The organism is Stanieria cyanosphaera PCC 7437, assembly GCF_000317575.1.
Classification (GTDB): domain Bacteria; phylum Cyanobacteriota; class Cyanobacteriia; order Cyanobacteriales; family Xenococcaceae; genus Stanieria; species Stanieria cyanosphaera.
This window is the reverse complement of sequence record NC_019748.1, coordinates 768,820-791,800: the sequence shown is the minus strand read 5'-3', so window position 1 is coordinate 791,800 and position 22,981 is coordinate 768,820. Positions and strand designations below refer to the sequence as shown.

19 protein-coding genes are annotated in these 22,981 nt (G+C 37.5%); 13 read left to right on the top strand and 6 right to left on the bottom strand.

The features are described 5' to 3' along the window. Nucleotides 1-17 precede the first annotated feature (17 nt). The gene (locus STA7437_RS03360; protein WP_015191965.1) at nucleotides 18-1,622 is read left to right on the top strand and encodes a SpoIID/LytB domain-containing protein; all 1,605 of its coding nucleotides are present in this window, start codon (nucleotides 18-20) and stop codon (nucleotides 1,620-1,622) included. Nucleotides 1,623-1,696: 74 nt separating this feature from the next. Then, on the top strand, nucleotides 1,697-2,746 hold the full coding sequence (gene bioB, locus STA7437_RS03355; protein ID WP_015191964.1) for a biotin synthase BioB: 1,050 nt from the start codon (nucleotides 1,697-1,699) through the stop codon (nucleotides 2,744-2,746). A 125-nt stretch (nucleotides 2,747-2,871) separates the two neighbouring features. Here the strand turns inward: bioB and STA7437_RS26080 are convergent, their stop codons facing one another. The 3 genes from STA7437_RS26080 to STA7437_RS03345 all read right to left on the bottom strand — a co-directional run bounded on the left by STA7437_RS26080 (nucleotide 2,872) and on the right by STA7437_RS03345 (nucleotide 3,904). Next, a complete protein-coding gene (locus tag STA7437_RS26080) occupies nucleotides 2,872-3,081 on the bottom strand; it encodes a hypothetical protein (RefSeq protein ID WP_015191963.1) in 210 nt (69 codons plus the stop codon). 154 nt (nucleotides 3,082-3,235) lie between these two features. Further along, nucleotides 3,236-3,574, bottom strand: coding sequence for a hypothetical protein (locus STA7437_RS25790; protein WP_015191962.1), 339 nt, complete (start codon nucleotides 3,572-3,574; stop codon nucleotides 3,236-3,238). Between the two features lie 57 nt (nucleotides 3,575-3,631). Then, nucleotides 3,632-3,904, bottom strand: a complete 273-nt coding sequence (locus STA7437_RS03345) for a hypothetical protein (RefSeq protein ID WP_015191961.1) — start codon at nucleotides 3,902-3,904, stop codon at nucleotides 3,632-3,634. A 284-nt stretch (nucleotides 3,905-4,188) separates the two neighbouring features. On the opposite strand from STA7437_RS03345, the gene STA7437_RS03340 reads away from it, so the two are divergent. Further along, complete coding sequence (locus STA7437_RS03340) at nucleotides 4,189-4,821, top strand: YdcF family protein (RefSeq protein ID WP_015191960.1); 633 nt, start codon at nucleotides 4,189-4,191, stop codon at nucleotides 4,819-4,821. A gap of 4 nt (nucleotides 4,822-4,825) precedes the next feature. On the opposite strand, the gene STA7437_RS03335 is transcribed toward STA7437_RS03340, so the two are convergent. Further along, on the bottom strand, nucleotides 4,826-5,827 hold the full coding sequence (locus STA7437_RS03335) for a zinc-dependent alcohol dehydrogenase family protein (protein ID WP_015191959.1): 1,002 nt from the start codon (nucleotides 5,825-5,827) through the stop codon (nucleotides 4,826-4,828). Nucleotides 5,828-6,155: 328 nt separating this feature from the next. Between STA7437_RS03335 and STA7437_RS03330 the strand changes: the two genes are divergently transcribed. The 5 genes from STA7437_RS03330 to STA7437_RS03310 all read left to right on the top strand — a co-directional run bounded on the left by STA7437_RS03330 (nucleotide 6,156) and on the right by STA7437_RS03310 (nucleotide 9,854). Continuing rightward, nucleotides 6,156-6,578 carry a BlaI/MecI/CopY family transcriptional regulator gene (locus STA7437_RS03330; protein WP_015191958.1) on the top strand — a complete coding sequence of 141 codons (423 nt, stop codon included), beginning with the start codon at nucleotides 6,156-6,158 and terminating at the stop codon, nucleotides 6,576-6,578. Further along, entirely contained in the window at nucleotides 6,578-7,420 is an 843-nt protein-coding gene (locus tag STA7437_RS03325; RefSeq protein WP_015191957.1) for a M56 family metallopeptidase, read from the top strand. Before STA7437_RS03330 ends, STA7437_RS03325 begins: the two co-directional genes overlap by 1 nt. Nucleotides 7,421-7,481: 61 nt before the next feature. After that, nucleotides 7,482-8,594 carry a YihY/virulence factor BrkB family protein gene (locus STA7437_RS03320; RefSeq protein ID WP_041619112.1) on the top strand — a complete coding sequence of 371 codons (1,113 nt, stop codon included), beginning with the start codon at nucleotides 7,482-7,484 and terminating at the stop codon, nucleotides 8,592-8,594. 61 nt (nucleotides 8,595-8,655) lie between these two features. Beyond that, nucleotides 8,656-9,264, top strand: coding sequence for a DJ-1/PfpI family protein (locus STA7437_RS03315; protein WP_015191955.1), 609 nt, complete (start codon nucleotides 8,656-8,658; stop codon nucleotides 9,262-9,264). Between the two features lie 317 nt (nucleotides 9,265-9,581). Next, nucleotides 9,582-9,854 carry a hypothetical protein gene (locus tag STA7437_RS03310; RefSeq protein WP_015191954.1) on the top strand — a complete coding sequence of 91 codons (273 nt, stop codon included), beginning with the start codon at nucleotides 9,582-9,584 and terminating at the stop codon, nucleotides 9,852-9,854. Between the two features lie 144 nt (nucleotides 9,855-9,998). Here STA7437_RS03310 and STA7437_RS03305 read toward each other — a convergent pair whose 3' ends face one another. Beyond that, complete coding sequence (locus tag STA7437_RS03305) at nucleotides 9,999-11,609, bottom strand: mechanosensitive ion channel family protein (protein WP_015191953.1); 1,611 nt, start codon at nucleotides 11,607-11,609, stop codon at nucleotides 9,999-10,001. 345 nt (nucleotides 11,610-11,954) lie between these two features. Here STA7437_RS03305 and STA7437_RS03300 point away from each other — a divergent pair, with 345 nt between their 5' ends. Next, nucleotides 11,955-12,242 (top strand): encapsulin-associated ferritin-like protein, encoded by a 288-nt coding sequence (locus tag STA7437_RS03300; RefSeq protein ID WP_015191952.1) that lies wholly within the window; start codon nucleotides 11,955-11,957, stop codon nucleotides 12,240-12,242. A gap of 236 nt (nucleotides 12,243-12,478) precedes the next feature. Here STA7437_RS03300 and STA7437_RS03295 read toward each other — a convergent pair whose 3' ends face one another. Beyond that, nucleotides 12,479-15,286 carry a cation-translocating P-type ATPase gene (locus STA7437_RS03295; RefSeq protein WP_015191951.1) on the bottom strand — a complete coding sequence of 936 codons (2,808 nt, stop codon included), beginning with the start codon at nucleotides 15,284-15,286 and terminating at the stop codon, nucleotides 12,479-12,481. 343 nt (nucleotides 15,287-15,629) lie between these two features. Between STA7437_RS03295 and STA7437_RS03290 the strand changes: the two genes are divergently transcribed. From STA7437_RS03290 to STA7437_RS03275, 4 genes are all read left to right on the top strand, one after another. Then, nucleotides 15,630-16,643: an AI-2E family transporter gene (locus STA7437_RS03290; RefSeq protein WP_015191950.1), complete on the top strand. Its 1,014-nt coding sequence runs from the start codon at nucleotides 15,630-15,632 to the stop codon at nucleotides 16,641-16,643. A gap of 442 nt (nucleotides 16,644-17,085) precedes the next feature. Next, the gene (locus STA7437_RS03285; protein WP_015191948.1) at nucleotides 17,086-20,823 is read left to right on the top strand and encodes a hypothetical protein; all 3,738 of its coding nucleotides are present in this window, start codon (nucleotides 17,086-17,088) and stop codon (nucleotides 20,821-20,823) included. A gap of 48 nt (nucleotides 20,824-20,871) precedes the next feature. After that, nucleotides 20,872-21,939, top strand: coding sequence for an AI-2E family transporter (locus STA7437_RS03280; RefSeq protein ID WP_015191947.1), 1,068 nt, complete (start codon nucleotides 20,872-20,874; stop codon nucleotides 21,937-21,939). A gap of 13 nt (nucleotides 21,940-21,952) precedes the next feature. Continuing rightward, on the top strand, nucleotides 21,953-22,900 hold the full coding sequence (locus tag STA7437_RS03275; RefSeq protein WP_015191946.1) for a YihY/virulence factor BrkB family protein: 948 nt from the start codon (nucleotides 21,953-21,955) through the stop codon (nucleotides 22,898-22,900). The last annotated feature ends 81 nt before the right edge of the window (nucleotides 22,901-22,981 follow it).

Below are 22,981 nucleotides of genomic sequence, written 5' to 3'. Positions count from 1 at the left end.
AGATTATAAAATTTATTATGATTCGTCGTAGTTTTATTGTTATCTTTTTAGGTTGTTTGTGTGGATTTGAAGCAGTTTGGTCTGCTAGTGTTTGGGCTAATCCTCTCAATCTTGAAGTTGGCATCGTGCAAAGATTAGGGGCTAAACCAATTGATGAAAAAGAGGAAATTATTGATGAATTAATTATTCGTAGTACGGCTGACGATCAGTTAACTATAAAATTTTTAGACCAACAACAGATACTGAAAACTAAACAAGCAATAGTTAAAGTAGAATATCAATCTTTAGCTGAACCAGAAATTTCTGAACAGTTAGTTTTAAATAGTCATGCTACGTTTGAAACAGCAGAAGCTGATGCTCAATTTTGGCAAACTTTGGGAATTAAAGTCGAAATTGTGCAACCTGGACGTTGGCAAGTTTGGGCGGATAGAAAAGTTTATCCTACTCCTTTGATTCGTCGCTTATTATTAAAAAGTTTGCAAGTCAATGGTTATAAAACTCCTTATTTAAAAACAGAAGTTTTATCACAAATACCCCAAATTACTGTGTTGATAGATGGCAAAAAATATCATCACAATCAAGTAGAAGTTACTACTGAAAAAAACTTAGTTCAAGTTAGTAAAACTAGTAAACAATCTTCTGCTACTTATCTTTATGGCGGTAATTTACGACTTCAACCTAATGCTTATGGTAGTTTTACTTTAGTTAACCAAGTACCTCTAGAAACTTATCTGCGAGGAGTAGTTCCCTATGAAATAGGTACTAATGCACCAATTCAGGCGATCGCAGCACAGACTATTTTAGCGCGTACTTATGCTTTAAGAAATTTGCGTCGTTTTGCTGCTGATGATTATCAGCTTTGTGCGACGGTTCATTGTCAAGTATATAAAGGGTTAACAGGGGTTACTTCTCAAACCGACAGTGCCATAGCTACAACGAAAGGATTGGTGTTAACCTACAAAAATGAATTGGTAGATGCGCTTTATTCTTCTACTAATGGTGGGGTAACTGCTACTTTTAGTGATATTTGGAATGGTTCTCAACGTCCCTATCTTAAATCAGTGATCGATTCTCCTGGGAATATTTGGGATTTATCTCGTTATTCTTTGTCAGATGAAGCGACTTTTCGCAAGTTTATTGATTTGAAACAAGGATTTAATGAAACTGGTAGAGGCATTTTTCGCTGGCGTAAAGAAAGTAAACTGCAAGATTTGAATCGAGATTTACGCAAATATCTTCAAAAAAATAATCATCCTCTGGCTAATTTTAAAACTATTGAGTCAATGGCCGTCACCGAGCGATCGCAATCAGGCAGAATTTTGACTTTAACAGTTCAAACCGATCAAGGTGTAGTTGAGTTACATAAAAATGAAGCTCGTAGTGCTTTTGAACCGCCTCGTAGTACCTTATTTTATCTTGAACCTATTTATAATCAATCTCAGAAACTATTAGGGTATACCTTTGTAGGTGGTGGTTTTGGGCATGGAGTTGGTTTGAGTCAATATGGCTCTTATAATTTGGCTCAAATAGGTTGGTCTGCCGAACAAATTTTAGCTTTTTATTTTCCTGGAACTAAAATAGAACCTCTTAATGATTCAATTATTTTTTGGCGACCACTTTAATCAAAATAACTCTGGACAAAGTTAGCTTGTGGTAGAACAATAAATATTTGTCCTCTGCAATACAAGCTGAAAACATGAAATCACCCGATTGGAATGCACTAGCGACTCGTAGTTTGACTGGAGAGTTGATTTCTCGATCACAAGCACAGGCAGTATTAGAAGCACCTGATGAAGTATTATTAGAGCAGCTAGCAGCAGCTTATCGGATTCGTCATCACTATTGGGGGAATCGCGTCAGACTGCATTTTTTGCTCAATGCTCAAAGTGGTCTTTGTCCAGAGGATTGTAATTATTGCTCTCAATCAAAAATCTCTACAGCAGAAATTGAGAAATATCCTTTGATGGCACAAGCAAAAATTGTTGATGCAGCAGCTAAAGCAGCGGAATTAAAAGCAGGAACTTTTTGTTTTGTGATTTCAGGGCGATCGCCTTCGGAATCAGTTTTTAGTAAAGTATTAGAAGCAGTCAAAGAAGTTAAAGCTAAACATGAATTGAAAGTTTGTGCGTGTTTAGGATTGTTAACAGAAGAACAAACCCATCGTTTAGCAGAAGCTGGAGTAGATCGAGTCAATCATAATCTCAATACATCTGAGCAATATCACCCTCAAATTTGTTCTACTCATACTTTTAGCGATCGCGTCCAAACAATTCAAAATGTTCAAGCAGCAGGTATTACTACTTGTTCTGGTGGAATTATTGGCATGGGAGAATCGGATGATGATGTGATTGATTTAGCTTATTCACTTCGAGAATTAAATGTGACTAGTGTGCCAATTAATTTTTTGATTCCTATACCTGGAACTCCTTTAGCTCAACAAAATCAATTAAATCCTCGTCATTGTTTGCGAGTGCTTTGTTTGTTTCGTTTTATTCTTCCTGCCCAAGAAATTAGAATTGCTGGTGGCAGAGAAGTGCATTTGCGATCGCTACAACCGCTAGGACTTTATCCTGCTAATTCTATTTTTATCGGTGATTATTTAACTACTCCTGGACAAGCAACTTTGGCTGATTTTCAAATGCTTCGCGATGCAGGGTTTGTACTTGAAACTTCTAATGGTTCAATTTTAACCGAACAATTTTATGGAGAGGACGCGAGTGTGAACGAAATGAGTAAGTGGGCATAATTAGTTATAAAACGGAGGAAGGCAGAGAAAGCTTCAAGTGCTTCGAGTGCAGACAAGATAAATAATTTAATATTGTGGCACAGGTTAAACAATGTTTAATTTGGTTTAATTTGTCTCGTAACTGATTATGTAGAAGGTTTATCTTTGTGGTAAGTTCTATTTTTGACAAATTCATACCGCTCTTGATGACTCATCCACCGTTTTAAGCCTACAGTAACTACATCATCAGAAGATTCTTTCCAAGAGTGGTCACTAGAGTTGGACTGGATTACCGTATTCTTGCTCGATTCTGATACAGAATTGTTCTGCACCGTTTTTTGTAAAGCTGAAAGCATAACCATCTTCTCCTGGGGCTATAGTAACCCAACCTAATTCATCCATTCTAACTTTATCTCTGTAGTAAGGTATGGCAGTTTCTACTGAATCTAGTCTAATTAAGATTCCATCACTATCGCCTCTACAGTAAGTAAGACTTATTTTACAAGCATATCAAAGAAGCCAAAATCCTACAGGATCAATAAATCGCTTTACGTTTGAAATACACTCTAGATGCAAAATTTCCAAATATTCAGGCTCTAAATTATCTGAACAAAAGGGATAAAGCGCAAATCTAATCAGTCCTAGAACTTCTTTGTTGAAAGACAGTTTAATAATAGCCTCACATTCAAAATCTGCCTTATTCCATAAGCTAGTCCAGTCAAAAGTCCAATCAGGTGAGTCATTTGATGGTATATCTTCTTCAGTAGCTTCCTCTAGATATGCAAAAGTGACAATTTCATTACCCAGTGAAGATTTTTTCGTGACATTGACTTTATAAGAATTTAACATTTAAAAACTTTTGTCTTGATTTCTAGGTAACGAGAATAGCGATCGCCAAAGCCAATTTCAAGAATATAAACTATCAGTAAAAAATTCCTCACAACAAACGGGAGTTACTTCCTTTAAACCTAAATTTTCTAAATAAAAAATCCATTCTTCTATAGAATCATCTATAACTAATAAATCAAGCACCTTAGCAACATCAACAATCCAGGGTAAAGTTTGAATTCGGTATCCTAGCCAATTTTCATCGACTGAGAGCCAAGGAGGAAGAGTACTTTTATCTAATTTAATGTCATAACTAGCACGAAAACAGTAAACTTGACTTTTGCTTGGCATAATAAAAGTAAGATAGTTTTTACCAATCCCAACAGTGATTTAAATAATTTTTCGTAGTATTTTTACCTAGATTTCACTCAACTCGTTCAGACCTTAATAAAGTCTTAAATAAAGTGTATTTTGGATGATTTAGGTTAATTTAAATAAATTTTAAGATTTACTAAAATATTTAATTTGTTTTTAATTGCAGTAAAAATACTTGGCTCTTTGAGATAAATTTCATCAAATTGTTGACTATACTGGCTAAAGTTAACTTAAATAGACAAGCCGAATCGGATAACGCGATGTTGTTAAACATTGGTCATTTTAGAACTCAATCTCGTTCTCGTTATGTCCAATCTCCCAGAAAGAAAAAATTTAAGCTATTCCCATGGCTTCTAATAGCAGCTTGTCTATACTTAGGTTATAAACAAGTTCAAAGTTATTTTGTTGCGCCCGAAGCTTTATTTGTGTTAGGAGGGCATGAAGAAAGAGAACGCTATGCAGCCCAACTAGCGCAAAAATACCCTGATATCCCAATTTGGGTTTCTTCTGGAAGTCCTGAAGATTATGCAGAAAACATTTTTGATAAAGCAGGAATTAGTCGCGATCGCTTACACTTAGATTATCGTGCTAGCGATACAGTAACTAATTTTACTACTTTGGTTGATGAGCTAAAAGCTCAAGGTATAAAAAGTGTTTATTTGATCACTTCTGATAATCATATGCTGCGTGCCAGAATCATTGGAGAAATCGTCTTTGGTAGTCGTCATATCATGTTTAAACCAATTGCCGTACCTTCTGAGTCTCCTCCAGAACCTATTGAAAAGACTTTACGAGATGGTGCTAGAGCGATACTTTGGTTAACAACTGGTCACACTGGTTCTACTTTAGTTCGTTCTTTAGGCAAAACCTCAAAATTTTTAATTATTAATTAATTATCTAAATTATTAAAGCAATTTTGCCTGTAATTGAGCCATTTTCTAACATTTTATGAGCTTTTGCTGCTTCTTGAAGCGGGAAGGTTTGATGAAGGTGAATCTTTAATTTTTCTTGATCGATCCAAGTGGCACATTGTTGCAAAATTTCTGCTTGATGTTGTTGTGCTTCAATTAATCCTGATAACATTGGAGTCAGCATTAACTCTAAACTAATTCTTAAATTGCGATTACGGGCAACTTTTAAAGTACCTAAAGAATAATTTGGTTCTAAAATCGTAACTAAATCGCCGTAAACTTTTACTGCATTAACAGTATCAAAAAAAGTTTGACCACCAACTGTATCAAAAGCGATGTCTACCCCTGTACCATTGGTCAATTTTAAGACAGTTTCGACAAAATTAGTTTGTTGATATAGTATTGGTTCATCTGCACCCAATTGACGTACTAGTCTAGCTTTGTCAGGCGAACTAACTGTTGTATAAACTTCTGCACCTTTAAGCTTGGCTAATTGAATCGCAACATGACCAACACCACCAGCACCAGCATGAATTAAAACTTTTTGTCCTGCTTCTAATCTAGCGCGATCGTATAAAGCTTCCCAAGCAGTAATTAAGACTAAAGGTGCAGCAGCAGCTTCCGCAAAAGAAAGAGATTTCGGTTTTGTAGCAAGGAAATGTTCAGCAACGACGGCTAATTCGGCATAATTTCCTGTTCCTTGTTTACCTAAACCACCACCACAAAAATAAACTTCATCTCCTGGTTTAAAATTTTTAACCTCACTACCAACAGCTTTAACTATTCCTGCACCATCACAACCTAAAATTGCTGGCATTTGATCGGGGTAAAATGTGCCTCGACTACGAATTTTAGTATCGATGGGATTGATTCCTGCTGCTTTGAGTTGGATTAAAACTTGATTAGGTTGTTCGATTTGTGGTTCAGAAACATCTTGCCATTGCAATACTTCTGGTTCACCCGCTGTGGTCATTACTACTGCTTTCATCTTCATTTTCTCCTTTTGCGATATTCATAATAAATCTTAGGAAATTTTGCTTTCCAAAAGATACTTTGAGAAATGTCGATGGAATAGAGAACACATATAGCAGTCGTTATTTCTATGAGGTACACCACTTTTCAGTTATCAGTGACCAGTTAGTAATGACTAATTATTAGGGACGAATAATTAACCTCACCGAAGGTGCGCGTAGCGACCAACAATCAACAAAAACTAAAGTAGGCACTTTACCTTACAGTGGCAAAATTATAATTTCAGTTCCTGACAGTCAAGATCTTGATTTAAAATATTGCAGTATTAAAGTTGGAATCAGCTTATGTCTCCTCTGCCAGAATATCGACCGAAAAAACTTTCTCTTGGACCTTTAGAAACAGAAATACTAGAAATTGTTTGGCAATTAAAAAACGCTACTGTCAAAGATGTTCATCAGAGAATTTTAGCCGATCCTAATCGTGACTTAGCATATACTTCGGTAACTACAGTACTAAGACGTTTAACTGCTAAAGGCTGGCTCAAATGTCATAAACAAGGTAAGGTTTTTTACTGGCAACCAATGGTTTCTAAAGAGCAAGCACAAGCACTCAAATCTTATGAACATCTAAATCGCTTTTTAGCAATTAGTAATCCTGACTTAGTAGCCTCTTTTGTTGATAGCTTAGATGTAGTGAGCTTAGAGCAAATTGAAGCAATTACGGCTCGAATTCAAGCAATTCGTTCTCAGCGGGAGGAAGAAAGATAATGCATTTAATGATGATTTTAACTGCTTTAATTATTGCTTGGGGTTTACGATGTATCGAGTTAAAACCTACAGGTACTTGGAAACAACGTTGGCAGCGATCGCTCTTTAGTTTAATTTTTCCTCCTTTGTTACTTCTTTCTACTGCTATAGCTGTTATTTGCATGGGTTTTCAAGGGCAAATGTTGGGAATGCAGGCAAGTTGGTTGGGTTATAGTTTGGCCATTGGTTTTGCGATCGCGTCTGTTGGTTTATTATTAAAATTAGCTTATCAGGGCTATCAATTAAGCAATCAAATTAGCCAATACGAACAAAAAATTTTAGAGCAACAAACAGTTCGCATTTTACCAACTAATTTTCCTTATAGCGCGCAAATTGGTTTTTGGAATTCTCAATTAGTTATTAGTCAAGGCTTGTTAGAATTGTTGGATCAAGAGCATTTGGCAGTAGTATTAGCTCACGAACAAGCTCACGTTTATTATCGCGATAATTTTTGGTATTTTTGGTTAGGTTGGCTACGTTATTTAACTGGTTGGTTACCGAATAGTGAATTATTATGGCAAGAACTTTTATTATTAAGAGAAGTCAGAGCAGATCTCAAAGCAGCGCAGGAAGCTGACCCACTTTTACTTGCAGAATCTTTAATCAAAATTGTTAGAAATCCACTAGAATCTCCTGCTATATTTTGTGCCAATTTTAGTTGTAATTTACTCCAAGGACGTTTAAGTGAAAGAATAGATTTTATCTTGGCAGAACCACAACAAATTTCTTCTCCTCAATGGTATAGTTGGAGTTGGCTGATTTTATTATTTATACCTTTATTAACTATTCCACTTCATTATTAAATCAATCATTAATTATGAAGAGCTACCGCCCTAATTAAAGTAGATTTAAGCTCAGAAAATCATGTTTTTTTTCAATTTCTGGAGTTATCTAAATTGGGCAACGCTCAAGAAGATGGTAGTTTATGCGGTTAAAAATCGTTTAACGGGTTTAGCCTCGGAAATGGCATTTAACGGAATGCTCGGTTTGTTTCCTGCAATTTTGGCTATTGTTACTGCGATCGGTTTATTTGAAAATTCGCTTAAATCTACGTTAGTTAATTTAGCTATTCGTTTTACAGGGATATTTCCGCCACAAGTTTGGCAATTGCTGCTAGATTTTATTGATAAAGTCAAACTACCTGAAGAAAAGAGTTGGTTTTCTTTTATTTTTTTAATAGCAATCTGGGTTTTTTCTGGTGTTTTAAGTGCAGCTATGAATGCACTCGATCACATATATCAAGTTCCTCAATCATTAAAACGTTCTTTTTGGCAACATAAGTTTGTTGCAATCTTACTTACTATTGGTACTTTCTTTTTATTAACTATTGCTTCATTTTTGTTGATAGTTGGCGATTTTTTATTGAGATTTGCTCTTCAGCAAAACTGGGCAAGTTTATTGTTAATTACTTGGAAAATATTTACTATTATTTTTATTCTAACAATTATTTCTACGGCTGTATATTTAATCAACCAAGTTCGTCAAATTAATTTTAAGTTAAACAAAAAAAACAATAAATATCTTTTAACTATTTTTATATTTGTTAGTGGAATATTTTCAACTCAATTGGTTTATTATCTATTTTTATTTGTAAGTAGTTTAATTATTAATTCTAATATTGAAAAAACGTTTCTTACTCTTTTAATAAGTATTTGGCGATTATTAAGTTTTCCTCTGGCTTTAGTAATTATTGCAGTCGCCTTTGCTTTTATTTATCGTTTTGGCACAAGTCATTGGAACAAAGGAACTCCAATTATACCAGGTGCAATTTTAGCTTCAGTTTCTTGGGTCGTAGTTTCAGGATTATTCCGTTTTTATGTTGCTTGGGTGGGAATGTATAACAAAATTTATGGAGCAATTAGCACAATTATTGTACTTATGTTATGGCTACATCTTAGTTCATTAGTAATGTTATTGGGAGCGCAGTTAAATATTATTGTTGCAGAAATAAAGCAGGAAAAATTTAAAAATCACTAAAAAAAATTTTCATTAAAATTAGTAAAAGTAAAATAATACTATCAGCTATTAGGAGTTTAAAATGTCTGGAAAAAAAATTTTGATGTTGGTAGGAGATTTTGTTGAAGATTATGAAGTGATGGTTCCTTTTCAAGCTTTACAAGTAGTAGGACATACAGTTCATGCTATTTGTCCTCATAAAAAATCTGGAGAAAAAGTGGCTACTGCTATTCATGATTTTGAAGGCGAGCAAACTTATAGCGAAAAGAAAGGTCATAACTTTACTCTTAATGCTACCTTTGAACAAATTAATCCCGCAGATTATGATGCCTTAGTCATTCCAGGAGGACGCGCACCAGAATATCTACGTTTAAATCAAACTGTAATTAGTTTGGTGCAACATTTTGCTGATGACAATAAACCGATCGCAGCTATATGTCATGGCGCACAATTACTAGCTGCTGCTGATGTTATTCGAGGTAAACGTTGTTCGGCATACCCTGCTTGTAGTCCTGAAGTGCGTCTGGCAGGTGGTGAATATGTAGAACTTGCCGTTGATGATGCGATTGCGGATGGTAATTTAGTTACTGCACCTGCTTGGCCAGCACATCCTCGCTGGTTGGCTGCCTTTTTAAAAGTTTTAGGTACTAAAATTACTCAAGAAGATAGTATTTTAGTAGGACAAGTGTAAACAAATTCAAATTTAATTAAATAATATCTAACTAATTTTAGGTTACTCTTCATTATGGAGAGTTTTTTTATAATCATTTAATTTTATTGTCACTGTTATCTAAGTTAAATTAAGACGTTTAACTATAAGTAAGGGGATCGCAATCTTACTATTACTTTATTTTCACTAATTTTTTAATATTTAGAGCTATTTAAATTTAAATTAAAAACATATGTTCGCTACTAATTAAATTAGGTTTTAATGCAAGGAGTAAATCTCTTGAAGTGACTGTTGTCAAGATGGGGATTTGTTCATACTTTTTGAGATAGATTTTAGCGATGAATGAACCTCCAGAAAAAGATGCTTTAATAATAGAATTTGAAAAAGAACGTTCAATTCGTCGTACGATGAGGGTATTAAAAGCAAAGCGATCGCAAATTCGTGAAGATTTAATTCAATTAATTACTCATCTATCAATGTTAATTCCTTTAAAAAAGTTTGCCTCAACTACTAAAGCATCAGATGTTGATATTTTGATGGAAGCTTTACAAAGATTAGATGATGATGTTTTTACACAATTACTGCTTCAAGTACTTCAAGAATTAAAGTAATATCAAGTCCTTTTAATTAATAGGAATAAAATTTTCTCAGTCTCCCCGTTTCAGTGTCTCAAGCGTCAAAATTGATGTGGAACTATTGAAGCGGACTTCATATAATAGCATTATTCGAGTTAACTTTCCTGCGTCACAGGAATTTTAATGAGTACGATTAAGCCATACTTGTTGTTGTGGTGGGGGAATAGGAATTTCTGCTTGATCAAAAGCAATTTTAATGCGACGACGAAATTCTCTTGCCACTTCCCATTGTTTTAATGGTTCAGTTTTAATCCAAACTCGAATTAAAATACCGCGGTCGGCAAAGTTATCTACTCCTAAAATTTGAGGAGATTCAATAATTTGCTCGCGCCAATTTTCATCTTGACAAATTTCATCGGCTACTTGATGAATTAAATGCAATGCTTTATCAATATCTGTATGATAATCAACAGGAATATTTAGATCTGCTCTTGACCATTGACTAGAAAGATTGGCAACAATTTTAATTTCACTATTAGGAATAGTAATTAATCTTCCTTCGCCATCTCTTACTTGAGTGATGCGTAAATTAATATTTTCAACTAAACCACCAATCCCACCAACATCAATTACATCACCAACAGCATATTGATCTTCAAGAATAATAAAAAAGCCATTGATCGCATCTTTAATTAGGTTTTGTGAAGCTAGAGAAATAGCTAAACCTAAAATCCCTGCACCAGCTAGTAAAGGAGCAACATTAATTCCAATTACTGAAAGAGCGACAATAAAACCAATTGTTAACCAAATAATAGTTACAATGCTTTTGCTAACTCTAGAAACGGTAGTTACCCTTAATTGCATTCTGCGGTTAGCTCTAGGACTAAGTAGATTACTACTCACAAAACTTGAAGTAAAACGATTGATAATAACATAAGAAAGGCGAATGATAACATAAGTAAGTAAACCGATTAAACTTACTCTTAAAGGGATACGAATACCTGTAATAATAATTAATTGTAAAACTCTAGTTTGAGGAAATAAACCTAAAATTATAAGTATTCCTCCTCCCCATAAACCAACTTGAACTATCTGAAAAAATCGATGTTGAATTTCTTTAAGATTCCAGTGTAGTTGTTGACGAAGACGAATTGATAAAGGTGAAGATTTAGAAAGATTTGATGGCTTTAATTCTTGTTTGATTTTTTTTGATTTGTTTTGCCAACGAGCAATAATTAAACTAGTAATAACTATGAAGAATGCTAAAATTCCTGAAATAATTGCTTGACGAACTAGAAATTTTGTTTGTCTTTCTTGTTGAGCTTGTTCTAAACCATTCTCTACCTGTGTGGCAATTTGTTCTGCTTTGGTTTCAATAGTAAGTCCATCTAAAGCAGCATCTGCGCTAGTTACTGTTAACAGTAAAATTGGATTATTGCCTAAATTAACATAAACGTATTGAGAATTACCTCTTCTTTCCTGAGTAATTTCTAGTTGAGGCTTATTTCTGTTTAAATATTGGGTTTTGATCTGATTTAAACGAGTCTGAATTTCATCAATTCTTTCTGATAAATTTGATTGGGGAAAAGCAATTTGAAACAAACAACGACCATCTAAACGAATACAAGCAACTTCAATGGGATTTTCTGTTCTTTGGTTCAAAAAATTATAGTCGAGAATTAAATCCCTAATTCCTGGAACTGGAAGTTGTGCTTGAACAGGTAAAGAAATGAACCAAGCAAAACAGAATGATAACAATAAAGTAGCCCAGAAATAACGTTTTTTAAACATTCTCTTCTGTTACACGAAACAAGTTACTTATCTTAACGCAGGCTAAATTTAATCTGCCGTCTGTTTTGGAAGATACAATATATGGTAAGGCTATAAATAATTATTTTTTATATTTACAGAGATTGATCGCAAAGAAAGAAATTAAATATGAATGTACTCTCAACTCGATTCAAGAAAAATTAGACTTAGCTGATGGCTTTAATTTCTGTCGCAATTACGCTGTAACGTTTTAATCAAAATTTTAGCTGTACCTCAGAAATATTTTTTTAGCGACGCTACAGTTTCAACGCTCTGGTAATAACTGTGTCAGGTAAAATCAAAAGTATCGGGAGTAGGAGGATCGCTATGTCAAACGAAGGCTACCACGAACCAGTTCATGAATTGACAGGAGTAACCAGAGAAATGCACCGTGCCATCACCTCACTGATGGAGGAGTTGGAAGCGGTAGACTGGTATAATCAAAGAGTAAATGCCTGTCACGACTCCGAACTCAAAGCGATCCTTTCTCACAATAGAGATGAAGAAAAAGAACACGCAGCAATGCTTTTAGAGTGGATTCGTCGGCAAGACCCCACTTTTGACAAATATCTGAAGAAATATTTATTCACTTCACAGCCTATCGCTCATAAGTAAAATGGAATGAATATACCAAATCCTGTTGTCATACATCACTTAGGCAGAAGAGTTTAAAAGAATTTAGGAGTATCAACTTAAAAGTGGGTTTTGACCGAGAGCATCTCTCACGGTCAGGGAGCATATTCAATCACGGTTTTGAAAATCGGATTTAGTATTAGATAAAAGCGATCGCTTTAGAAAATAATGCTCAAGCGGTGTACCATTGACTAGCAAAATTGTTTAAGTACCGAGAGTTATGACTGCGGATCTAAGCGATTGACTAAGGTGGCTACTAATATCATTGGTAAACCAACTAATAGACAAATTAACCATTGATTTAAGTTTAATGGTGCGGTGGAGAATAAAGTATTCATTAAACTCCATTGACTAAAAATGATTTGTAAAATGATCGTACCAACAATACCAATCACAATAGCAGGAGCATCATTAATTTTTGCAGCTTGACCTCGAATTCTTTGAAACAGAGCAATTCCTAGCTGACTAATACTCAATAAATAAAAAATTCTGCCTGCAACCAAAGCTTGAATTGCCATAGTTCGAGCTAGATTGAGATTGCCTGTAGTGCTTTCTATCCATTCAAATACGCCAAAAATTAAGAGCCAGTTAAACAGAGAAATGATTATAATCCGTACTAAAAGCTTGCGGTTGAGTAGAGGTTCATTAGGTTTGCGTGGAGGCTGTTCCATTACGCGTTGAGATTTGGGTTCAAAGGCTAAAGGAACAGTCATGGCAATTGAATTAATCATGTTAAGCCATAAAACTTGTAAAGATAGGATTGGTAAAGTTCTTCCCAACAAAACACTGATCACAATAGTCATCGATTCACCACCATTAACTGGTAGAATAAACGCGATCGCTTTAAGTAAATTGCGGTAAACTGTACGTCCTTCTTCTACTGCTGCTTCTAGAGAGGCAAAGTTATCGTCCGTCAGGATCATATCGGCTGCTTCTTTGGCTACTTCTGTGCCTGCCTTACCCATAGCAATGCCAATATCAGCTTGCTTGAGAGCAGGTGCATCATTAACACCATCCCCTGTCATGGCAACGACTTCTCCTCTAGACTGAAGAGCTTCAACTAAACGTAGCTTTTGTTCGGGAGCAACACGCGCAAACACGACTCCATCTTCTACCGCATTGGCTAGTTCTCGCTCGTTCATTTGAGTAAGTTCTTGTCCTGTAAAGGCTAAAACTTCTCCTTGTCGCTGCAATCCCATGCTTGAAGCGATCGCTCTAGCAGTAACGGCATGGTCACCTGTAATCATTTTTACCTGTATTCCTGCTGATTGACAGGCACGTACGGCTCTAATTGCTTCTTGTCTGGGTGGATCGATCATTCCTTGTAAACCCACAAAAACCAGTTGAGTTTCAAGATCACTGTGAGCAAGGGAATTTTTGCTAGCTGAGACGGATTTTTTCGCTAGAGCTAATACTCGTAACCCTCTTTGTGCCATTTGTTCTACTTCTGCATGGATGCGTTCTGAGTGAAGAGTCTCGAAATTACCTTTAGTATCTAACATTTGCTGACAGCGAGGCAGAATCGCTTCTACTGAACCTTTGACATAAATTGTTTTCAGCGAAGAGTTTCGATCATTACCCACTTCAGCCAGAGTAGGAACTATTTCTCCTGGAAGCTCTTTGTCGTGTAGGGTTGCCATATATTGATAGTCAGACTCAAAGGGAATCACATCGACTCTAGGCATTGCCTCTTCTAAATCAACTTGCGTAAATCCCACTTTATTAGCAGCAGCAATTAATGCTCCTTCAGTGGGATCGCCAACCACAACCCATTCTCCTTGTTTGACTTCTAAATGAGAATCATTACATAATAAACCAGCTTTGAGGCATTCCAATAAAGCAATTTCGGATTTGAGATGTTCGTTATTCAAACCGAAGGAATTGTTTTCAACTGCTGAAGAATTAGTTTCTGTTAAAATAATTTTTCCTTCTGGTGCATATCCCGTACCAGTTACCGAATAGTTTTGACCACCTGCGTAAATAGCTTGTACCGTCATTTGGTTTTCGGTAAGTGTGCCAGTTTTATCCGAACAAATAACTGTTGCACTACCTAAAGTTTCGACGGCGGGTAATTTACGAATAATGGCATGACGACGCGCCATCCGCGAGACACCAATCGCTAAAGTGACGGTAACCACAGCAGGTAAACCTTCAGGAATGGCACTGACAGCTAAAGCAACTGTCGCTTCAAACATCGTCGTCCAAGTATTGCCATACCCCAAACCGATCGCAAAAGTAAATGCTGCTACCCCTAAAATAATGTAGAGTAAAGTTCGACTAAATTTGTCAAATTTTCGAGTTAAGGGAGTGCTGAGGTTGGTTTGCCTCTCCATTAGCTGCGAAATTCGCCCTGTTTCTGTTCCTTCCGCGATCGCAACTACAATACCTCTTCCTTGTCCAGAAGTAACGAAACTACCAGCATAAGCCATATTACTGCGTTCTGCTAAAGGAGTATCGGAGGCAAAAATTTGGGTAGTTTTTTCGACGGCAACAGATTCCCCCGTCAATGCCGACTCATTAATCTGTAAATTTTTGACTTCAATCAAACGTAAATCGGCTGGTACTTTATCCCCAGAAGCAAGTAAAACTAAATCTCCTGGAACTAACTCTGTTGAAGAAACCCGCACTTTTTGATTGTTACGGCGAACAGTAGCTTCGGTTTGAACCGCAGAAGCTAAAGCTGCGATCGCACTTTCGGCTTTGGCTTCTTGAATAAACCCAATAATGGCATTAATTAAGGTTACACCCCAAATTACCCAAGCATTAACCCATTGTCCTAAAAAAGCTTTGATCGTACCAGCAGCGAGCAAAATATAGAGCAAAGGTTGATTAAACTGTTCTAGAAATCGAATGATTGGATTTTTGAGAGGTTTGCTTTTGAGTTCGTTAGCACCAAACTGCTCTTGTCGCTGTTTGACTTCTGTTGAAGTTAAACCACTCATGAGATCTGTTGCTAATTGCTCAGTAAGCTGTTGCACAGAGCGATCGTGCCATTGAAGAGATTCTATATTTTCTTTGGCTATCATCCGATTTATCTCCGTTTGAATCTTGCTGGTAAAAACAATCCAATGATTAATAAATATTTATAAAATGAATAATTACGAGCAAGTTTTGATTAAAAACTATATTTTTTTTATTTTTCTATCTTTTATCAAATAAATGTGATTAAAAAATGACAATCAATCAAAATGAGTTAATCATTTGGCAATAAGTATAATTTTAAGCTTTTATAACAAGAAATTAAACGAGCAAAAAAATGCTTTATTTTTAAATTAACCAGAATTTATTTAAAGTTTATTTTTCTTACTTAAGTTAGTCGTTTTAAAATTTGTTTTTATCTAAAAATTAAATATTAAAAAAAATTACACTATGCAAAATCAACTCAATAACTCACAATTAATTCGCTACTTGCTTCTGATCGCTCTTGGTTGGGCGGTAGCGCAAATTATGGCTTATTTTGAAACAATTTTAATTATTTTTATCTTTGCAGCGATTTTGGCATTTTTACTAAGTTACCCTGTACAATGGCTAGAAAATTTTTTATCTCATGGTGTAGCAGTTTGCTTAGTTTTTTTAGTAAGTCTGCTTAGTTTTATTGTCATAACATTTACTTTAGGGTTTACCATCATATCTCAAGGACAACAAATAATTGAACAAATACCTGAATTACTAGATTATTTCTTTTTTATAGGAGAGCAGTTCAACAATTTTTTTGAAAGATTAAATATTCCAGTAGATTTAGACTTAATTCAGACACAACTACGTGATTATATTCTATCTGGAATTGGGTTGAGCCTGGCTAGTTTACCAGGAATCCTAACTAACTTGGTTGATTTAATTTTAATTGCAGTTGTTGCTTTTTTCATGTTATTAGACGGAGTAAAATTGTGGGATTTTTTGCTAAAAATTTTTCCTTTTCATTTTCGTAATAAACTAACAGTTGTAGTTAAACGTAACTTTTTAGGTTTCTTTTGGGGAAGATTAATTTTATCGGTTTTTTTTGGTTTGTCTGCTTTTCTTGTGTTTATTTTTTTTCAAATTCCTTATGCTTTAGCCCTTGCAGCAATTAGTGGAGTTTTTGACCTAATTCCCGGAATTGGTGCAACATTGGGAATTAGTATTGTAGCTTTAATTGTTTTACCTCAAAGTATTTGGTTGAGTCTAGTTGTATTAGTAAGTTGTATTCTGCTTCAACAAGTAGAAGAAAATTTATTGATGCCTAGAATTATGCAAGGTTCACTCGATCTAAATCCAGTAATTATGTTTTTTGCTTTATTAGTAGGTGCTAGGGTAGCAGGTTTAGTTGGTATTTTTATTGCGATTCCTATTGCTGGCGTAATTATTAATTTACTGGAAATTGATGAAATGAAAGCGGAAAAATAAATATAATTTGGTAAGGTATACCACTTTTCAGTTAACAGTGACCAGTTAGTAATTACTAATTACTAATTATTAGGGACGAACAATTAACCATAAATTATAAACAATCAACACTCAATCTATATCGAACGGATGTACCTCATAGAGCGTGAGAATTACTATATACGCTTGTGTAGCTACAGCAAATTAATTTAATCCAATCCAAAAGAATAACAGTTTTAGTATCCTCATCTTAAATTATGAGTAATATTTATTCTGGTTTAGCTTACTACTGGGATAATCAAGAAAAGATTGATGCCGATATCAAAGCTCAATACAATCGCCATCAGCTTAATTGAAACCGTTGTGGCATTGCTATTGCTCTATTGAATTAGGCAAGATCATAACCCATGCGATTAATTCCAATCGCTTCCAACCATGCCAAATTTAAACAGGAGATCTGAAAATGTTTGAGCAACTTGGCGATTTAATTGGCGGAGCGTTTTTACTTAGCCAAGAGGCCTTTCAAATAATTATCAATCTTCCAGAGGGACAAACAACAGCCCTACTGGTTGTCTTGATTGCTGGACTTTCGTTAGGTGTGGGACAGAGCATTATTCTGTTCATTAATCGCGTGCAACCAGTTCGCTTTGTTTTCAGTCTGTTACTCAATGCAGTTTTATTTACCTGTGGTTTTATCTTTTTGGTATTCAGTACTTGGGCGATTGGTTGGTTGCCTGGTTTGGTACGTATATCTTGGAACGATCTTGTAGAAGCTTTGGGGTTGAGTTATGCTCCGTTACAGTTTAGTTTTCTGGGTGCTTTGCCTTATGCTGGAGTGTCAATTCTCAACTTATTATCGGTTTGGCATTTACTGGCGATGGTTGTAGGGTTTAGCGCGATCGCCCAAGTGAGCGGGGCATCTGCTTTTATCCACGTAGCTTTTGGTTGGTTTATGCTTCAACTCTTAAAAGGTACGATTGGACAGCCGATTGCCAAATTTGGACAACGCTTAACCGAAAGAGTAGCAGGTGTCGATCTAGCCGATAACCATTCGGAATTAACAGCAATTATCCAAGCCGATCTCGAGACTCGACTTGCTTCACTCGAATCTGATCGAGCATTAAAAATACCGAATAGCGATCATCAAACCCAGTCCGCCGTTCAATTGTTCTCTTCATCAAGTCCGCCACCTGAAACCACCTTTCCCCCCTCATCTGCAAATCTGAGTAGCGTTGAGGTTTTATCTACCAATACTGAGACGCTTGGGGTGCGTTTAGCTCATCACTTCCGAGGTATTCCCCAAGCGATTCGACTGGGATTGGTCTTGCTAGGGACTATATTGTTATTTGCACTCTTCGCTATCCTGTTACGTCCGATTCGTGAAAGCTTATTTGGTTGGTATGAAGACCTGCCCCGATTAGTGCGCCGAACTTTCGATCTAACCTGGATTGGGGTAGTTGCCCTTGTCTTTGCCGGATTTCTAGCTCCTCTGGAAACGTTAGGTTGGTGGGCGGGTTGGTTCGGCGATAATCTCGATTCTCGTCGTACTGAAACCATTCTGCCTCAGCTTGTTACTCAGAGCGGTGCAGCAGCATTGGCAGAGCAGGATATTCCTTTGCGCTACGTTGTCTATGTAGATGGGGTGGGTCAGTCAAGTGAAGAGTATACACCTGATGTAGTCGAATTTGTTCGAGAACTTCAGAAAAGTTTACCGCAGGATGTGAATTTTGTGCAGGGGTTGATGTTTTATTCAGTTTTAAACCAGCCTTTGAATCAGGAGCGTCCTCTGGCATTTATTTGGCGATTGGCTGACAGAATGCGGTGGCAAAATCCAACGTCTTTGTTAGGCTTGATGGTCAATCTTCGCAATGCTTGGATTGTGGCAGTATCTGCCGACAAGCGTTATGGCCCGATCTACAATCAAGGAATTGCTGAAGTACTTTATCAAGGACTGATCGAACGGGGTTATCAAGCTGGGAATGGCATCCCCATTACCCTGATTGGCTACAGTGGTGGCGCGCAGATGTCGGTTGCAATGGCACCCTATCTCAGGCGAGCCTTGGGAGTCGATCTTGAAGTGATTTCTCTTGGTGGTGTGATGAGTGCCAACAATAACTTTTTGAAACTGGAGCATCTGTATCATCTGGTAGGGGATAAAGATGGAGTAGCCCGTCTGGGACCAATTCTGTTTCCTGGACGATGCAAGTGGTTTCCTTTGTCTTACTGGAATCGGGCAATGCGTAAAGGCAAAATCAACCAAATTTCACTGGGACCAATGGGACATCAAGTTCCAGGAGGAATCATGGATCCTAACGCTTTCTTACCGAATGGTGAGAGCCATCTGCAACATACGATCGCCATGATTGTTGCCATTTTACAAGGTAATCTTTTAGTTGCTACCCCGCGCCGTTCCAAACAAATTAGTAATTACGAGCATTACAAGCAAGCAGATTTTAACGATTACAGTTACTATCCTTTATCTCAGAGCGTTGATCGACAATGGTATCGCCCAATTGCTCCTTGGATGGGTCGTTTGATTTTACCCAAGTCCAGCGAACGTCGTAAAGTGAAGGGTATCTGGTTTGAAGTGCATCACGCTCCTAATGACTATGAGTATTTGGTAGGGCAAACGGTGATGCTGCGTTGGCTGGATCATCCCACTGTGAAAGAACTAGTAAAAGCTGTAACTCACGACGTTCATTTTAGTATTGATGCCGAATATTCCAGCAGCTATGGTGGCAATATTCATCCAGAACGTATTGACCACTGGCAAAAAGTAGACCCTCTAGAATCTTTGGCAGGTTCTCATCCAACTGATGACATAATCGTCATGTTGACAGGACAAGTTGAGATTGGGCAATCACAAGCTATGAATTACCCTATTTTACGTATTGCCCATCAACCGATCGAGATTACCGGACGCTACTACGCTCTGGTGCAATTTCTTGCCTCGATTCCCAACACCGATCGCTTCCAAGTGAGACATTTTAACTCGATCTCCCACCAATTTGACGGTCAGACGGAAGTGGTGCGCTTACCTCAAGTAATCCAGGCTCAAGCTTATGGCAGTTATCCTTCCACCACCCGCCATCTGGAACAAAACCCCCTGAATGAAATGGGATGGTACATTTATGGAGCAAAGGATGCTGAGGGATACTTCGTCGTACGGGCATTAGCTCCTCGATCGCTGTTGCGTCTTCAACCCGAGCGCGTGGTATTTGGTAGCAAAGCTTCCTACCGCTATATTCGTCAAGAATCTTGGGCAAATACAGCAGCACACAAAGGCAAAATTTCTTCTGTATTATGTGTTGGAAAGCGCAGTACGGAAAATATTCAAGCTGCCATCGACGACTGGAAAGTTGGCGACCGCGCACTGCTGCTGCACGTCTATGGTGGTATTGGTGGTCAGAAAAAAGAACCTGCTGCTGCGACCCCAATCTTTTTCGGTCACTTTGCCTATGGACTGGCTACTGTAATTCAAGAGCCTCTCAGTAACGAACTACGGTTTGAGATTCAATATTACCAGGTATATACTCACAATACCGATGGTTTGACCGCAGGAGTTATACACTGGTCGCGGTACATGGGCGATCGCCAGTTTGGTTGGTTGGGTACTCGCCCTGTTTGCGATATTTTGATTAAGTTTGAGCCGTTTACTGGGCAATTTGACATCAACGAAACCCGAAAATCGGCTCTCAGTAATATGCTGAGTCAACTAGAGGCAATGACCGCCCGTTACCGTATTGGGGATGGCACGGGAGCAACCTACGTCGGTCCCGCCAATAACTGCTCTCAGGATTCTAATCAGGCATTGTTTGCCAGCATTCGTTCTCTTTCTAGCGAGATCGCGACCAATCAATCTCTATTACAAACTTGGCTAGCGGACAACCCATCTCAGGCACCGCGTTATCAGCAACTTCTGAATGTAAAAGACAAGCTATACCGCAAATTACAACCCCTAGGCGCGCCCCGTACCGATTGGGAAGCAAACGAATTTAATTTAGGTACGACCCTAGAAGATGAACCACTGCGGAATCTTTGGATTGGTTTGGGCAGTTGGCGAACACTCTTACCCCGCAAAGCAAGCGATACGATCGTCAAAGTTTTTTTAGAGCATGGTGCGTCGGTCTGGGTACTTCGTACCAACCAGGTAGGTGGGCAAGATCCAGAGATAGAACCCATCGCTCCCATGACCATTTAATTTTGAAGAGTCAGTGTTTTCTCAACCATTCACTCACCGCAATTTATTATGGGTCTACTACCATCACGCCAACCAGAATCCCAACTATGGCAAAGTCTGAATAATTCTAGCCTCCTGCGCTATCTCTTGTTGTTTGGCTGTGGCTGGAGCTTGATCTTACTGATTAATTACTTTTATGACACGATCGCTCTGTTTTCAGCAGCAGCTATCTTTGCCGTTCTCTTGAATTACCCAGTGGTTTGGCTATCCCGTTATCTTCCCAGAGGATGGGCGATCGCAATAACCTTTCTCGGCGCGATCGCTTTATTGCTTGGGCTGACTACTTGGGTCGGACTGGAAGTGCTCAATCAAGGACAGCAATTGCTAATCAAGCTCGGAAATGCCTTGAATCAACAAAACTTGCCGTTTCAGGATTTTCTCAACCAACTGGAAATCAGCAAAGTGATTGGCACACTACAAAATGGTCTGGCTTCCGGTTTAGGCATCATGCAGACAATCTTTTCTAGTGTTTTTACCGTAATTTTTGGAGCCGTCATCAGCCTTTATATGTTGATTGATGGGGAAAAGCTATGGCAGTTGTGTCTTAAGCTTATACCAATCGCTTTCCGAAATCGATTTGCCAAAATCTTTCAGCAAAGTTTTCTGGGATTTTTACGTGGGCAGTTGCTGTTGATGTTATTTTTGTCATTTTCCAACTTAATTATCTTTGCGCTTTTGGGCGTTAATTTTCCTTTGATTCTGGCTGTAATTATTGGTTTACTTGATGCTATTCCTGGAATTGGAGCTATCCTAGGAGTTTTGGTCGTTACTTTGTTAGTCTTTGTCTCTCAAGGTGTTGCGATCGCGGTCAAAGTAGTGATTACCTGCATCCTGCTCGAACAAATCCAGGAAAACTTTGTGCGTCCCAAAGTCATGGGCGATGCTTTGGAATTAAATCCGGTGCTTCTGTTTTTTGCTTTGTTTATTGGTCAACGGGTAGCTGGTTTGTTGGGCATCTTTCTTTCAATTCCGATCGCTGGTATGATTGCTGCCTGGATGCGATCGAGTGAGGAAGATACAAAACCAGGCCTGGAAGAAGTCCCCGAGAATGTTGTTGAGCAAGTGCCAAAGACGTGATTAATGAGTTTTTATGATTCGATATATCCGCTCTACCCTTCTACCCTATATTCGCTCGACTATCCTACCTTCAAAACCGGCTCAACTATTACTTCAAACTGGACTGAAATGGGATCGAGATAATTGCTCTGGTATGGCTGCTGCTCTATCGTATTATGCTCTTTTTTCACTGTTTCCGATGCTGTTGGTTATCCTGAGTGTTATCAGTTCGTTAATTGGCTCCAATACAGAAGCATTTCAACATATTAAAGAAGTGATAGAGCGGTTTTTGCCTCCAGAAGTTCACGATTTAATTAAAGGAACTATCATTGCTCTCAACGAAAATAGTGTTGGAGCGGGAATCGTTGGATTTGGCTTGCTTTTATGGACAGGTAGTACCGTCTTCGCTATTCTGAGGAATTCAGTCAATCAAATTTGGCGATCGCATAATCCAACTTCTGCACCAGAACCCATTTGGATGGCAGTGATTTCCTTTCTCATTAACCAACTTCTGGCATTTTTGTTAGTATTCGGCATTGCCTTATTACTTCTGACTTCCTTAATTTCAAAAATTGCGATCGAGACTGTCCTTAAACTGGTTGCAACCTTTGAAGGTAACTTTTCCTTAATTCAAGTTGACGAACTACTATTAACTAAAGGGCTTCAGACAAGTTCATCTTTTTTTATTCTGGCTTTGGCTGCCTGCATTTTGTTCAAAATTTTGCCCTCTGTTTATGTAACCTGGCGTGATGTCTGGTTGGGTGCGCTACTCACTGCTTTATTGCTAGTGGTATTACAGCAACTGGTTAGTAATAGTGTCATTTCGATTGGCAGTCAATTCGTTGCTTATGGGGTGATTGGAAGCGTTATGATTCTCTTGCTATGGATCTATCTGACTTGTCAAATCTTTTTTATTGGCTGCGAGTTTTCCTATGTTTATGCACACCTTTTTGGGAGTCGTCGTCATAGAAAGATGGGATGATCAGTTATCAGTTAGTAATTACTAATTACTAATTATTAGGGACGAACAATTAACCATAAACTATAAACAATTAACGCTCAA

What these genes read in the sequence shown, in the direction of transcription:
- STA7437_RS03360 (WP_015191965.1), top strand. Translation starts at nt 18, where the DNA reads ATGATTCGTCGTAGTTTTATTGTTATCTTTTTAGGTTGTTTGTGTGGA.
- STA7437_RS03325 (WP_015191957.1), top strand. Translation starts at nt 6,578, where the DNA reads ATGCATTTAATGATGATTTTAACTGCTTTAATTATTGCTTGGGGTTTA.
- STA7437_RS03345 (WP_015191961.1), bottom strand. Translation starts at nt 3,904, where the DNA reads ATGCCAAGCAAAAGTCAAGTTTACTGTTTTCGTGCTAGTTATGACATT.
- STA7437_RS03310 (WP_015191954.1), top strand. Translation starts at nt 9,582, where the DNA reads ATGAATGAACCTCCAGAAAAAGATGCTTTAATAATAGAATTTGAAAAA.
- STA7437_RS03340 (WP_015191960.1), top strand. Translation starts at nt 4,189, where the DNA reads ATGTTGTTAAACATTGGTCATTTTAGAACTCAATCTCGTTCTCGTTAT.
- STA7437_RS03275 (WP_015191946.1), top strand. Translation starts at nt 21,953, where the DNA reads ATGATTCGATATATCCGCTCTACCCTTCTACCCTATATTCGCTCGACT.
- STA7437_RS25790 (WP_015191962.1), bottom strand. Translation starts at nt 3,574, where the DNA reads ATGTTAAATTCTTATAAAGTCAATGTCACGAAAAAATCTTCACTGGGT.
- STA7437_RS03320 (WP_041619112.1), top strand. Translation starts at nt 7,482, where the DNA reads ATGTTTTTTTTCAATTTCTGGAGTTATCTAAATTGGGCAACGCTCAAG.
- STA7437_RS03300 (WP_015191952.1), top strand. Translation starts at nt 11,955, where the DNA reads ATGTCAAACGAAGGCTACCACGAACCAGTTCATGAATTGACAGGAGTA.
- STA7437_RS03280 (WP_015191947.1), top strand. Translation starts at nt 20,872, where the DNA reads ATGGGTCTACTACCATCACGCCAACCAGAATCCCAACTATGGCAAAGT.
- STA7437_RS03330 (WP_015191958.1), top strand. Translation starts at nt 6,156, where the DNA reads ATGTCTCCTCTGCCAGAATATCGACCGAAAAAACTTTCTCTTGGACCT.
- STA7437_RS03285 (WP_015191948.1), top strand. Translation starts at nt 17,086, where the DNA reads ATGTTTGAGCAACTTGGCGATTTAATTGGCGGAGCGTTTTTACTTAGC.
- STA7437_RS03315 (WP_015191955.1), top strand. Translation starts at nt 8,656, where the DNA reads ATGTCTGGAAAAAAAATTTTGATGTTGGTAGGAGATTTTGTTGAAGAT.
- STA7437_RS26080 (WP_015191963.1), bottom strand. Translation starts at nt 3,081, where the DNA reads ATGCTTTCAGCTTTACAAAAAACGGTGCAGAACAATTCTGTATCAGAA.
- STA7437_RS03295 (WP_015191951.1), bottom strand. Translation starts at nt 15,286, where the DNA reads ATGATAGCCAAAGAAAATATAGAATCTCTTCAATGGCACGATCGCTCT.
- STA7437_RS03335 (WP_015191959.1), bottom strand. Translation starts at nt 5,827, where the DNA reads ATGAAAGCAGTAGTAATGACCACAGCGGGTGAACCAGAAGTATTGCAA.
- STA7437_RS03290 (WP_015191950.1), top strand. Translation starts at nt 15,630, where the DNA reads ATGCAAAATCAACTCAATAACTCACAATTAATTCGCTACTTGCTTCTG.
- bioB (WP_015191964.1), top strand. Translation starts at nt 1,697, where the DNA reads ATGAAATCACCCGATTGGAATGCACTAGCGACTCGTAGTTTGACTGGA.
- STA7437_RS03305 (WP_015191953.1), bottom strand. Translation starts at nt 11,609, where the DNA reads ATGTTTAAAAAACGTTATTTCTGGGCTACTTTATTGTTATCATTCTGT.